This window comes from Providencia sp. 6390 (assembly GCF_058148425.1).
Window position 1 is genome coordinate 17,861 of sequence record NZ_JBYVYL010000004.1, and the last position, 13,275, is coordinate 31,135.

Genomic DNA, 13,275 nt, shown 5'->3' on the forward strand with positions numbered 1-13,275 from the left:
GGGCTTTTTGCTTTCAAAGTCTAACTATTGGATTTTGTTAAATATAAGTAAAACGATTATGGGGTTTTTGAGCGCTAAAAGTGTCTATTGGAGTACTATCTAATAGCGATGATAACTTAGAGTGACTACATGAAAGCGACAATAGTATTACCTTACTTATTTTTACTTGGATGCTCCGCCCCCTCAGTAGAAGTAAAAAATGCCCCCCAAAAAATCAAAGAATCTTCCAGTGGCGTTAAACCCATTAGTGCCTACTCAATGGGGCACAGCAAAACAAAATTTGAGATTGAATTAGAGCAACAACAAAACAAAGCCGTTGTAAGAAGTCAAAATGATGGCTCATATTCATTGGGTTATCTTAGATATGAAAGAGATAAGCAAGAGAATGACAGGCGAAAGTGGGAAAAAGAGCAATCTGAAGCATCGCAACGAAAAATCCAATCTTTAGATAGGGAATATAGCTCGCTTGAGGGTATGTATATTTATAGCGATCTATCTAGCGATGAAAAGCGAAATATCGAAAGTAGAATGAAGCAGATAAATATCGACCGAAATAGGGAAAGACTTCAGGGTTTTGGCTCCATAGGTGGAGATAGCAAGTCTTGGGAATCGCAGTGGGAACGATGATATAAATCATCATTATTATTAATTCTTCTATTTGGTTATTCCGACCAGATGCTCCAAATACGCCGCAACAGAATTCTAATCACACACACTTAGAGACTGTGCGCGGCTATCTATTAACGTATGCTCCTAGGGTCTCTCTCCCTTGCCGCCTTGCTAGGGCACAAAATCCATAGAGCTAGATGTTGGATTGTGGCTATAGTCAATTCATTGGATAAATTTTAAAGTGGGTGCGAAATGAATACTAATCAAAGTGATATTGATAAAGCGGCTAAGAAAATTATTGCTGGAATGGAGCGGATACATCGCTTTGTTGATAAATACCAATCATATCTTTCAAAAGAAGATACAGAAGTATTGGCTCAGCTTGTGAAAGAACTGAATGAAAAATTAAATTCAGAAATTAAATCGAAGTAATAGGAAATAGAATAATAGGTCGGATATGAACATTAATATATGTTCTTTTTAGCTAATTATTCTATTAACTAAATTATTTTAATCATTTTTTGATTGGTTGAGTAAACATGTTTAACTATGACTCTTGATTTTATAATTGAAGTAGCTCAACGAGTAATGAGTCGTAAATAGGGAAACGGTGCTGAATGAATAGTAAATCCTTGTTGACCTAATCGAAATGCCAGACTTTTTTCTTTGAACAATCTAATAAATTTCATAATGCAAATTTATTAATAAAGAATATTTACACATATATTGCGTACTTTAAATAACTTACGTTATAGTTAATGGTGTTCACTGATTTTCGTTAGAATGATTTCTTAAGGAATTTCTAAAGACACCGCCAAACTATTAATGAGTTCTCACCTTCTAGACAATATTCTTATCATGTCATGCAGATTGAAAATTAATGGTGATTTTTTTCCATTTGAGAAATGGAAGTATATTTTCTATGAATTTATATCAAAATAATTAAAGTTGTAACAAAATGAAAATATCGTTAATTAAATTAACATACTCGTGATATGAATAACGCATTTTTTGGGTATTTATATTACTCATAATATTGGTTTTTCTTTTAATTCATTGATAAATTTGAGTTAAATTAATTGTATTATCGTATTTGGCGATCGATATTATGTTTTTAATAGATATAAACTATCAAAATATTAAGATCGATCGTTATAAACGTATTTACTCTCAAAGTGGTTAACTCTATATTCGACACCAGTTAAGTGTTTTTTGATTTTCAAATAACGATTTTCTTTCACTATTATCTTATTAAAAAATCAAATTTTGATGTGCGGTAAGATATTTAAATAAACTGAGTAAACTATTTATTATTGGTTTTTATTATGACAAAAAATAAAGAGTTATTACGAAAGGATATTGGGAGCTTTTTAAAAAAAGCGAGGAAGAACCAGTCGCTCACAGGGCATCAATTGGGGAAGTTAATGCAAGTGAGTCAACAACAAATCTCTCGTTATGAGCGTGGCGAAACTGGTATTAATATTGAAACTCTCGATATTATGCTCGATATTTTAGGAAAAAGTTGGTCGGATTTTTTCTTTTCCGTCATGATTAATTATTCCGATGAAATTGCTGATGTAAAAATACAGGAAAGAAATCATTTTTTATAGAAAATAAATTTTCTATTTAATAAACACACAAGAAATTCATGATATGGGCGAGCGATCGCCTATAGGGAATGCTATATCTCTTAGAGATAAAAATAAAGGAATTAAACAGCAGCAAGGATGATGCTTTTATTAATGATGTAACGTTTGCTTTATCAAAAAAATGAAATTAACACCCTTAATATTCAGGAGGGTGACTGGTTTCTATTGTCTTTTACTAGAAAGGAAAAATAAATGAAATTAACTCAATTAGCGATTGCAACCGTATTTGCGGCGTCTGTAGTTCCATTCAGTTCAATGGCTGATAACACAGGGACTATCAACTTTGTTGGTTCAGTGGTTAACACGCCTTGTAATATCGAGCAGTCTTCACTGAAACAAACGGTTGATTTCGGTCAGCTGTCACGTAAAGCGCTGGAAAGCGGTAAAGCTGCAGAAGCTGAGTTCGATATCAAATTTACAGGTTGTGACTTCGCGAACTTCGGTAAAGACACCGAAGGTAAACCAGTTGCTGTGAAATCTATGGAATTAGTCTTCACAGGCCAAAACTATGCAGACAAAGGCAATACACTGCTGGCGACTTCTGCAGGTAACGCCAACAACCTCGGTGTGATGATTGACGGTTTCGAGTTTGGTAAAGCAACCGACGTTTTACCTCGTATTGCCAACCAAACTGGTGATAACACGTTAACGTTCAAAGCGTTGGCAAAAGCGGTTGAAGCGAATAAAGATGTGGCTGAAGGTAAATTCAGTGCTATCTCTAACTTCCGTATTACTTATCAATAAGTTGATAAATTGACCGCCAGTGGACGCTGGCGGCCAACGTTGCTCGCGAAGAGGGGCAAAGTGCAATTTCTCCCTCTTCGCATTCTCAACTGAAAACCACTAAATGGGTTTTCTTCGCGTATTTAACAACCTCTAACGACTGCCGTCAAACATTATCTGTTTGTTAACAGTCATAACGCGGACGGATTTTGTGATGTCTGTAAGGGAGAAACGGGTGGCTGTATATCAACGTGTTAGCCTGCAAATTACAGGGATCCTCTTTTCGCTTATTGTGGGTACGACATCGGCTCTTGGCGCTAAAGAAGTGGGTATGCGTCATGAGGGTGTCACTCAGCTTGTGGGTAGTGTGATTTCAACGCCATGTTCGATTGTGATGTCAAATCGCTATCAAACGGTCGATTTTTCATCGTTAACGTTAACGATGCTCTCAACGGCGGTCGAACGAGAACAACAAACTCGCCCCTTTGACATTGAGCTTCGTGATTGTGGCAGTGTGTATAGTTCCATTGACAGCAAAACATGGACGATCCGTTTTGATGGGCAAGGCGCAGACAATATCCCTGCTTTTGTTTTACAAGGGCCTTCTCACGGTTTGGGCGTTTCGGTATTGGATAACACGAAAAATGTCTTAATACCGGGGGAGACTTACCCCTTATTTGACAGCGTATTACGGCAAGGTAAATCAGGTCAAACCCTCTTTTTACGCTATTTTTTACGACTAGAACTGACCGGTAAACCGCTACAAGCCGGCAGTTATCAAGGACTAGTTCGTTTTTTTATCGATTATCAATAAAGCACAGAGGCATGGCTTCAATGATGACATTGAGGACGCCTTCTTGCTGTCTTTGGGATGGTACAGGGCATGATGTTCAAACTTAGCAAAATAAGGCTGGCCGTTTTATTGGCGGTGAGCGTTAGTGCATGCACAGCGTATGCAACAGAATTCAATACGGATGTATTGGATGCGGAAGATATGCAAAACGTGGACATGAGCCAATTTTCCGTTGCCGGTTATGTCCCTCCCGGACACTATGTATTAACGGTGTTTGTCAACGGGCAGCGTTTAGGCGCGCCACGTGACATCACTGTCTTTGAACAAAATGCTCAGCAACCTGAGTCAGGTCAAGGTGTTTGTATCCCCGCTAATCTCCTGGATATTATGGGGTTGAAAGACTCAGCAAAAGAAAAAGTCACCACAACAGAAGATGGACAGTGCCTTGACCTTTCAGCGTTAACTGGGGCGCAGTCGACAATTGAACTGTCTTCATTATCGCTGAAAATCACTATTCCTCAATTATGGATGGAATATCGTGATCCTAACTGGACACCACCTGCGCTATGGGAAGAAGGGGTCAATGGTGCCTTTGTCGATTACAGTGCCAATGCATCGGTGACAGAAGAAAATAAAGGTAACAAACGTACCTATTTATCCACCAATGGAACAGCGGGTATTAACCTTGGTGCTTGGCGTTTTCGTGGCGATTATAATGCGACTTATCAAAAACAACATGGCGGCAGCAATCCGCAAGAAACACATAACTTTGATTTTAGCCGCCTGTACGCATTTACCTCGTTAAAGAAACTCGCCGCTATTTTGACCGTTGGAGAGAATTATTTCTACTCGGATGTTTTTGAGTCGTGGCAATACAGTGGTATTTCACTCGAAAGTGACGATCGCATGTTACCGCCTAAGTTGGTTGGGTATGCCCCTGAAATTATCGGGGTTGCGAACACCAATGCTACCGTGATTGTGCGTAGCCAAGATCGCGTGATTTTAGAAACGACAGTACCGCCAGGGCCTTTCCGTATTCAGACATTAGATAGCGGTATTCGTGGGGTGCTGGATGTCACTGTACGTGAAGAAAATGGCGAAGAGAAAAAATTCAGTCTCAGTACCGCTTCGCTGCCTTATCTAACCCGCCCAGGGCGCATCATTTATAAGTTAGTGGCGGGGAAAACGCGCTATGACGGCCACAACTTAACCGGTAAACCGGTGGTGAGTGGTGAATTGTCGTATGGTTTATCCAATGCGTGGTCATTGTATGGTGGCTCGCAATTGAACGGTGATTACCAAACTGCGGCAATCGGTATTGGTCGAGACTTGTTTGCTTTCGGTGCATTGTCATTTGATATTACACAGTCTTTTGCCCACTTTACTAGCCAAACTTTGCAAGGGCGTTCTTATCGCCTTAATTATGCAAAATCGTTTGATGCGTTACGCACCGATATTACTTTTGCTGGTTATCGATTTGCTGATAGAGACTACCGCACGCTCACTCAGTTTATGGATCAAGACCGTACGGGCTATGTGGTACGTGCACCTAAAGAAAACTATCAAATCTATTTAAATAAGTACTTTGATAATTTCAATTTATCGCTGAATTATCAATACAGTACTTATTGGCAGGATAAACCACAAACACAGTATGGTCTATACGCGAGTACCAACATCAGCATTCCTGGATTGTCTCAGCAAGATGCCAATATTTCACTATCGGCAACGCGTACTGAGCGTGATAACGGCTATCAAGACGATGCCATCAACCTGTATCTCACTGTTCCGCTGTATAGCGGGCACAATATTACCTTCTCTGAGTTGTATTCACGAGCGGGTGGCAATAATCAATACAGCCACAGTGTGGGATATAGCGGCTATAGCGATCGTGATAACTACAGTCTGAATGTGGGCTATAACCACGGGCAAAATATGGACAGTCAATCAAGTATCAGTGGTTATTACTCACGTGACCTGTCTCAAGCCAATTTATCGGCAAACGCCAGTTATGTACCGCAGCAGTATCGCAGTTTTGGGGCCTCAATTAACAGTGGGATCACAGCAACGGCACACGGTGTTGCCTTACATCGCAGTGCCAATGGTGATACCCGTTTGATGATTGAAACGCCCGGTGTGGGGGATGTACCACTGGACAGCGGGGTGATTAAAACCAACCGCTTCGGGCTTGCTGTTATTCCGAATGTGAATAGCTATCGCAAATCAACGGCGTCGATTAATACCAGCAAGCTACCTGAGAATTTAGAAACGTTGGAGTCAACCACGGATATTACGCTGACCAAAGGGGCGATTGGTTATCGCAGCCTCTCGGTGATGAAAGGGGAAAAATTGTTCGCCATTTTATCGCTACGCAATGGCAAAAATCCGCCGTTTGGGGCCAGCGTACGTAACGCCGATAACCGTGAATTGGGCATTGTCGGTGAAGAGGGAGTGACATGGCTGGTCGGTATTTCGCCGAAAGAAACCCTCGCTGTGTATTGGGCGGGTGAGAAGCAATGTGAATTACAGATGCCAGATAATTTAACGTCATTATCAAGCATGTTGTTACTGCCATGCTCTTCTGCGGTACCAGCACAATCAGTCGCAGACGCAACGCCAAAAAAATAAGTTTTTAATCCGTTTTATGAGGTCAATTATGTTGAATTTAGGTCAAGGGTTATGTCGTGTACTGGTGGGTATCACTGCATTGGTGTCAATGAGTGCTTATAGCGCGGTCACGTTAGATCGAACACGAATTATTTTTCCAGGTACGGAAAAATCAATCAACGTCACCATTTCGAATGATAACCCCGAAGAAGCCTACTTAGCGCAAAGCTGGATCGAAGATTTGCAGGGGAACAAACTCACCAAAGGCGCGATATTGGCAACGCCTCCGTTGCAACGTATTGAGCCGAGCAGTAATAGTTTAGTGCGTTTAAGCACTACCCCTGAATTGAGCAAATTACCGCAAGATCGAGAATCGGTGTTTTACTTCAATTTGCGTGAAGTGCCACCGAAATCCTCCGATGGCAATACTTTACAAATTGCCTTGCAATCGCGTGTGAAATTGTTTTATCGCCCAAGCTCGATTTTGCCTGAGTCGGAAACGAAGTGGGCACATAAGGTGACGTTGACGAAAACAGCGAAAGGTTACCGTATCAATAATACCACTCCCTTTAATTTAACTGTAATTGGGTTAGGGAACAGTAAAGCCGCCTCTGAACAAAATTCATTTGAAGTGGTGATGGTGCCACCTAAGTCAACACAGGATGTGACCTCGCCAGCCTTATCCACACCGTATCTGACTTATATCAATGACTATGGTGGCAAGCCGACGTTGGTCTTTCGTTGCCAAGGTGACACATGTGCTGTCACGGGTGGACAGTAATTTCAAATGGTTTGGCTAACGGGGAAAGGATGATGCGCAAACACAATATTTTCATGAAACTAACATGGTGCAGAGCAGCATTACTCATTGTGGGCAGTGTATTCGGTCATTTGGCGATCGCTGACCATCCTGTGGCGAATACACCAGTGAATCAATCGGACTATGAACCGTTGCACCAAGGTCGAATACAGGTGAATGCCACGCTGTTTAATGCGCCATGTAATTTGAGTTTAGATAAAACGCTGAGTTTGACGGGCTGTGGTGCAGGAAGGGATTACCGTGAAATGAACCTGTTTGATGCCACCGCCAATACCCCTGCAAGCGTACGCTTTTATGATGCGCAGCGAGGGGTATCTTCAGTTCGTTACCCACTTTCATTGCTCAATGGTGACAATCCAATTTATCTCCCAGTATCGATGAAAGATCGGCACGCATTGCGTTTAGAGGTGAGCTATGAATAGGGTGATGAGATGTCTTTGGCTATGTCCTGTGGTGCTTTTGGCAGGGCAATCTCCTGCATGGTCAGCGAATAATTTGGATGTTGAGTTCAGTGGTGAGCTGGTTAGTACCGCATGCCAAGTGGCGGCGGAGTCCATTAATAAAAAGATCACGCTATACAATTTGCGTTGGCAATTTATTAATGAAAATGAAACCAGTGCGGTAACACCGTTTACCATTGCTATCGATAAGTGCAGTGAAACGGATTTGCAAAAAAGTATCAAACTCACGTGGCAAAGCAATGAGTTAGTCAATATTGGTGGTGATAGTTTTTTAACCACAAAAGGTGATAGCGGTGTGGTCCTCGGGCTGATTGATCATGATGAAAAACCGATTGTGTGGAATAAACCCATGACCATTGGTGATGTTAGTGTGGTTGACGGTTTACAGCAATTTGATTTTGGCGTTTTTGTTCGCAAGCCTGCCACAGGAGAAGCCAAGATTGGCGATTTTTCCAGTATTGTGACCTTTAATGTGGAGTACGAATAATGACCATACTCAATCAAATAAAAAAACCATTAGGGTTATTGTTGTTGTTCGCCGCATTAGAAAGCTCAGCCGATGTGTTAGTGGATGTTACCGCCACCATGGTCGATCCGGCCTGTAATATTCGCAGTGAAAACAGCAGCTCACCATTGAAAATTGGTTTTGGCACGCTCAATCCAGAAGCGCTGAATAAATCAGCGGCAGTGAAAGATTTTTCGCTCTATATCTCAGGGTGCAATTTTAACAACACGCTAGCGATTGTGTTGAATCCTAAAGGAGGAAGCACCTTGTTATATAACGGTAAAAATATCTTAGCTACCAGTACCGATGGGCTAGGGATTGATTTTAAAGAAGTGACAGGGGGCACAGTTCGGGCGCTGGAAGTAAGTAAAAAGCAACGAATCTATCCTGCACGGGTTGATGCAACACTGTATCGCATGGATTTACAAGCGCAGTTAGTGAGTGCGGTCCCGATCAATCAATTGGATCTGGGGAAGTTTACGTCAACCGTCACCCTTTCTGTGACTTATAACTAGTGAGTGTTTTTGTTATGTCAAAATTAATAAGCAATATTTGGCAGTGGAAAAAAAAGAAAGGGGTGAACAGGGTTACACTGAAGCCATCACTTTTTTTACTTCATTACGCCACATTATTCAGTGGCTGTTTTGCTGGAGCACTTTTATTGAGTTCTGCAGCGAAAGCTGACTATGCTCCGCGTATTCAGAACGTGAATAGCGGTTATTTGATCACTTTAGCAAGTAATAGTTCGATAGCAACTACTCCCATTAAAGGGACTGACGGTAAGGATTACTATCGTGTTGGCAGTCCTATCGTCATTAACGGTAGTAGTTCTGCGGTAAGTGTATCTGGAACAGTAAATTGTATAGGAAGAACTTGGGGAAGCGGTAGCAATACCAGTATCCCGGCTGGTAATGCATTTCACCGTTTATTTATGTTTGCACCAACGGCAGGAACGAATGTTGATGGCAAAACGGCATATCGTATTAACAGTAACTTAGTGATGACGGTTGAGACTCAAATCATTAATTGGGTTAATATCGGTGGTAACATTTGTGCCTCGACGACCTCAACGACAACAGCAAGTGCAGGTGATTTTACCGTACAATTCCCTATCACTGTTACTTTCTATATTAATGATCGTATTATCGATGGTCAGTTACCTATTGCAGCAATGAATCTTGGTGGTTATGTGCGTGCTTTTACTGCGTCACGAACCACACCGCCTCAAACATCGTGGACATTAAGTGATTCATCAGTACCGATGCGGTTGGCTGCTTCTCAATTAAACGTAGGATCTTCTTGTACAACTATGACCAGTACAGGGCAAGCAGGCACAGTCAATTTACGTCATGGGCAGTTAAATACATTAAATTACGACAGCTTAATCACAGAAAAAGTTACCTATACCTGTAAGTTTTCAGTGTCAACCAAGGTGAGGCTACGCCTTGATTATGCTACTGACAGCGATCCACAAAAGCGATTGCCAATGACCAGTAGCCAAAATAGTAATAATAAAATTTATAGCGATTTGACCATGACCGATGAAACAACGGGTCAAACGGGGAAAGATTTTAAAATAGACATCAAAGATCTGAGAACAATTAAGATCACCAGTCATATTCAAGGTAACAATGCTGTCGCGGGTGACTATAAAGGTTCTGCTTGGTTGATAGCGACATTTGATTAGTTGTTTGGGTATTTATAAATAGTGCCAATTATGGCACTATTTAGGAATAGATCCACTGATAGGTTATATAAATATCAGTGGTGTAATTGAATGCTTACCAACCAATTGCAATACCCGCACCAACAACCGCGCTATCTGAGTTATTCCAAGAAACAGAGCTGCGTAGATTTACATTTTCTTTTATTTGGTATTGAGCACCAACAGCGACAGCATTGCCATTACGATAGTTACCCAAACCGGCGCCTAGGCTAAAGCGAGTATTCATCGCATACGGAATATTCGACATCGCTGCTACGGAAGCAATACCAGAATTCGCTTGTTTGGCAGTTTTGCTGATTTTTTTATCCATTTGAGAAAAACGGGTTTCATTTTGTGCTTGGTTTTGCATGTGCATTGATTCTAATTGCTGAAATTTTGCATGATGTGCTTTGTTATTTTTATTTGATATTTGATCGGTATATTTTTTACTGGTATCCACCGCAGAATCATGTTGTTGATGAATGGTTTCTACCAAATCCATGGCGATATTATCGGTATATCCTTGGCTCTCTTCTAATACTTGTTTATTGGTTGTCTCAGTGTATTCCATTAATTCATCGGCGTATTCATTAGTGTATTCTCTGCTTAGGCGAAGTGTATTTTGGTCGCCGGAGTCAATTTTATTTTCTAGATCTTTAACTTTACTGTTGATGTTATCTGCAGTTTTTTGCTTAGATTCATTAATAGCTTGGTTGATATCAGACATCTTTGGTTCTAATTCACGATAGACGTCTTGCATATCGTTATAGATTATTTTATTAAAATGATCTTCAACTGTGATAGGTGTATCCACAGGTTTTTTATAGTTAGAGGCAAAAAAAGCATTAAAGCGTCGTTCATCATATTTTTTTATGGCTTCTTCTTTTTGTTTTTCAGATGCTATGCCAGCAGGTATATCAGATAACGTTTCGATTATAGAGATAGCCATGTCAGTTCCCGCAGAAATAACAGGTAATGAGAAAGCGGTATTTGAGAGAGAAGACGATATTATCAAAGCGATTGAGCCGGCTAAAAATCCTTTTTTCATTTTATATCCTATATTGAATGAATTAATAAAAATTATTCCGTTTATAACTAATTCTGTTATGGATACTTTATTTTATGATGAAATTAATGGGTAAAAAATTCAGAAATAACTAACGATAAATTCGTAAATAGTGATTGTTTCTGAATTGATTTTTATTAAAAATAACACGCCAAGAACGAAGTATTATTTATCATTTTAATTTATTAACCAGTTCATCAACCACCACACGAACTCGTGGTGATAAATTACGTGACGTCGGCCAAAGCACGGACACAATAAAATCACTTTTAGGTGTAGCGATAGGAAGAACTTGTAATTGGCCTTGTTGTACGGCATCACCCATCAACCAAGTCGCCAAATGTGCGATACCCATGCCATTGATGACAGCATCTCTTAGCGCTTCCCCATGGCTAATCACAAAACGTGCATTGGGTAAAAAATCGTAGGGATTGCCTTGCTTATCCAGTAATTTCCAAGGCACAACACGACCGCCGTAAGCAAAGCCAATGCAAGAATGTGCAGCCAGTTGTTCTATATTTTGCGGTATGCCATGTTGTTGTATGTATTCAGGTGAAGCACAAACCACAGAATGCTGTACATCGATTTGTCGTCCAGAAATACTGCGATAGTTTCCTGTGTCTCCGAGTCGTACCACCAAATCAATATTTTCTTCTATCAGATCAACTTTTCTATCGGTGAATGAAATATCTAAATGCAGATCAGGATGTTTTTTCGCGACGTCGGTTAAGATTGGCATAATTTGTAGGCGGCCATAAGAGAGTGGCAAGCTGATACGTAATTTACCTGACACAATATTTTTACGAAATGCTAATAGCGATTCTGCTTCTGTAAGCTCTTCAATCACCTTCAGGCAACTTTGATAATAGAGTGTACCCTCCTCGGTTAGATTGACGCTGCGAGTGGTGCGATTGAGTAACTTGACACCCAGTCGTTCTTCTAACTTGGCAACATGTTTGCCTGTTGCTGATTTAGATACTCCCATACGTGCCGCTGCAGCGGTAAAGCTTCCCGTTTCAACGGTATGGATAAAAGCCATCATATAGAGGAGTTGTGAGTAGGGAGCCGTATTCATGATAATTGTATCCATTTTGTCGGAAATATAACGAAATGATATCGCGATACAAGATAAAAGGTTGTCAATAAAATGCGCATTATCAGTAACAAAATGTGGAAAACAATGATGAAAATGATGAAACGTTGGCAACTCGAACAATTCGGTATTGAAAATTTAACCTTAGTTGAAGTACCTGTACCGACTCCGCAGAAAAATGAAGTTCTGATTAAGGTGAATGCAGTTTCTCTTAATTATCGAGATAAATTGGTCATTGAGGGGGAGTTATTACCTGAGCTGCCTGAAATGCCATTTACCCCTGCATCTGATATGTCAGGCGAAATTGTTGCATTAGGTGAAGGGGGTTCACGATTTTCCATAGGTGAGCAGGTGATCGCTAATTTTTGGGCAACATGGCTGGATGGTAAAGCCCCTGCTGAAATGCTGTATCATGGGCATTCATTGGGTGGGCCATTACCGGGGGTATTGGCTGAATATATCGTTTTACATGAAGATATTTTAGTTAGAAGCCCTCTGAGTTTGACGTCAGAAGAGGCGGCGACCTTACCGGTTGCAGGGCTAACAGCATGGTTTGCACTTGGAGAACTCGGAAAGCTCCAACAAAATGATTATGTGTTGCTACAAGGTACAGGGGGAGTTTCGCTGTTCGCACATCAAATTGCCCATGCACTGGGAGCACATACCATCATTACCTCTCGTAGTGAAGAGAAACTGCATAAGGTAAAAGCATTAGGTGCGACAGCGGTTATTAACACTCAACATATGCCTAACTGGGCTGATGAAGTGGTCAAATTGACTGACGGTCACGGTGCTGATCATATTTTAGAATTGATTGGGGGCGATAATTTACGCCAATCAGTGAATGCATTAGCTGCTGATGGGCGAATTTCTCAAATAGGTTTTATGGCAGATAGTGATTTAGCGGTGCCAGCACTACCATTAATGTTAAGAAGAGGCATTATTCAAGGTATTACGGTAGGGCATCGTCGTGCACTGGAAGATCTTTGTCGTATCGTTGAACAATATAAAATCACACCAATCATCGGTGAAAAATATGATTTTAATAATGCAAAACAGGCATTTGAACATTTACAACAAGGCGCTTTTGGTAAAATAGTGATTAGTGTTAACTAATCATTTAATGTTCCCTCATTACATTATTATTTAATGAGGGAATAGCAAATTTATTCAATCCACGTAAATTATTTTTTAGCGTGTTTTTTTAGCAATAACATGTTATTTTTCTGTAAAATTTCATTGCA

Annotated in this window: 15 protein-coding genes; 13 read left to right on the top strand and 2 right to left on the bottom strand. The window is 40.5% G+C overall.

All coding sequences use genetic code 11. The annotated features are described in order from the left end of the window. Positions 1-129 precede the first annotated feature (129 nt). The 11 genes from AC3Z9T_RS09505 (at position 130) to AC3Z9T_RS09555 (ending at position 9,854) form a co-directional block, all read left to right on the top strand. Positions 130-627, top strand: a complete 498-nt coding sequence (locus AC3Z9T_RS09505) for a hypothetical protein (protein WP_490125938.1) — start codon at positions 130-132, stop codon at positions 625-627. Between the two features lie 234 nt (positions 628-861). Then, entirely contained in the window at positions 862-1,041 is a 180-nt protein-coding gene (locus tag AC3Z9T_RS09510; protein WP_490125939.1) for a hypothetical protein, read from the top strand. An 893-nt stretch (positions 1,042-1,934) separates the two neighbouring features. Continuing rightward, positions 1,935-2,219, top strand: a complete 285-nt coding sequence (locus AC3Z9T_RS09515; protein ID WP_490125940.1) for a helix-turn-helix domain-containing protein — start codon at positions 1,935-1,937, stop codon at positions 2,217-2,219. Positions 2,220-2,450: 231 nt separating this feature from the next. Then, positions 2,451-3,002: a fimbrial protein gene (locus AC3Z9T_RS09520; protein WP_490125941.1), complete on the top strand. Its 552-nt coding sequence runs from the start codon at positions 2,451-2,453 to the stop codon at positions 3,000-3,002. Between the two features lie 214 nt (positions 3,003-3,216). After that, a complete protein-coding gene (locus tag AC3Z9T_RS09525) occupies positions 3,217-3,795 on the top strand; it encodes a fimbrial protein (RefSeq protein WP_490125942.1) in 579 nt (192 codons plus the stop codon). A 57-nt stretch (positions 3,796-3,852) separates the two neighbouring features. Continuing rightward, positions 3,853-6,402, top strand: a complete 2,550-nt coding sequence (locus AC3Z9T_RS09530) for a fimbria/pilus outer membrane usher protein (RefSeq protein WP_490125943.1) — start codon at positions 3,853-3,855, stop codon at positions 6,400-6,402. A 28-nt stretch (positions 6,403-6,430) separates the two neighbouring features. Then, positions 6,431-7,162 carry a fimbrial biogenesis chaperone gene (locus AC3Z9T_RS09535; RefSeq protein ID WP_490125944.1) on the top strand — a complete coding sequence of 244 codons (732 nt, stop codon included), beginning with the start codon at positions 6,431-6,433 and terminating at the stop codon, positions 7,160-7,162. 29 nt (positions 7,163-7,191) lie between these two features. Then, on the top strand, positions 7,192-7,623 hold the full coding sequence (locus AC3Z9T_RS09540; protein ID WP_490125945.1) for a fimbrial protein: 432 nt from the start codon (positions 7,192-7,194) through the stop codon (positions 7,621-7,623). 4 nt (positions 7,624-7,627) lie between these two features. Beyond that, positions 7,628-8,149 (top strand): fimbrial protein, encoded by a 522-nt coding sequence (locus AC3Z9T_RS09545; RefSeq protein WP_490126264.1) that lies wholly within the window; start codon positions 7,628-7,630, stop codon positions 8,147-8,149. Further along, positions 8,149-8,682 carry a fimbrial protein gene (locus tag AC3Z9T_RS09550; RefSeq protein WP_490125946.1) on the top strand — a complete coding sequence of 178 codons (534 nt, stop codon included), beginning with the start codon at positions 8,149-8,151 and terminating at the stop codon, positions 8,680-8,682. The genes AC3Z9T_RS09545 and AC3Z9T_RS09550 overlap by 1 nt, the downstream gene beginning before the upstream one ends. Before the next feature lie 14 nt (positions 8,683-8,696). Next, entirely contained in the window at positions 8,697-9,854 is a 1,158-nt protein-coding gene (locus tag AC3Z9T_RS09555) for an MrpH family fimbial adhesin (protein WP_490125947.1), read from the top strand. 94 nt (positions 9,855-9,948) lie between these two features. Here AC3Z9T_RS09555 and AC3Z9T_RS09560 read toward each other — a convergent pair whose 3' ends face one another. Then, positions 9,949-10,821, bottom strand: coding sequence for a YadA-like family protein (locus tag AC3Z9T_RS09560; RefSeq protein ID WP_490125948.1), 873 nt, complete (start codon positions 10,819-10,821; stop codon positions 9,949-9,951). Here AC3Z9T_RS09560 and AC3Z9T_RS09565 point away from each other — a divergent pair. Beyond that, positions 10,820-11,014 (top strand): hypothetical protein, encoded by a 195-nt coding sequence (locus tag AC3Z9T_RS09565; RefSeq protein WP_490125949.1) that lies wholly within the window; start codon positions 10,820-10,822, stop codon positions 11,012-11,014. The two genes, AC3Z9T_RS09560 and AC3Z9T_RS09565, sit on opposite strands and share 2 nt — an antisense overlap. A gap of 96 nt (positions 11,015-11,110) precedes the next feature. Here AC3Z9T_RS09565 and AC3Z9T_RS09570 read toward each other — a convergent pair whose 3' ends face one another. Beyond that, a complete protein-coding gene (locus tag AC3Z9T_RS09570) occupies positions 11,111-12,013 on the bottom strand; it encodes a LysR family transcriptional regulator (RefSeq protein WP_490125950.1) in 903 nt (300 codons plus the stop codon). A 105-nt stretch (positions 12,014-12,118) separates the two neighbouring features. On the opposite strand from AC3Z9T_RS09570, the gene AC3Z9T_RS09575 reads away from it, so the two are divergent. After that, positions 12,119-13,147 carry a zinc-dependent alcohol dehydrogenase family protein gene (locus tag AC3Z9T_RS09575; RefSeq protein ID WP_490125951.1) on the top strand — a complete coding sequence of 343 codons (1,029 nt, stop codon included), beginning with the start codon at positions 12,119-12,121 and terminating at the stop codon, positions 13,145-13,147. Positions 13,148-13,275: the final 128 nt, after the last annotated feature.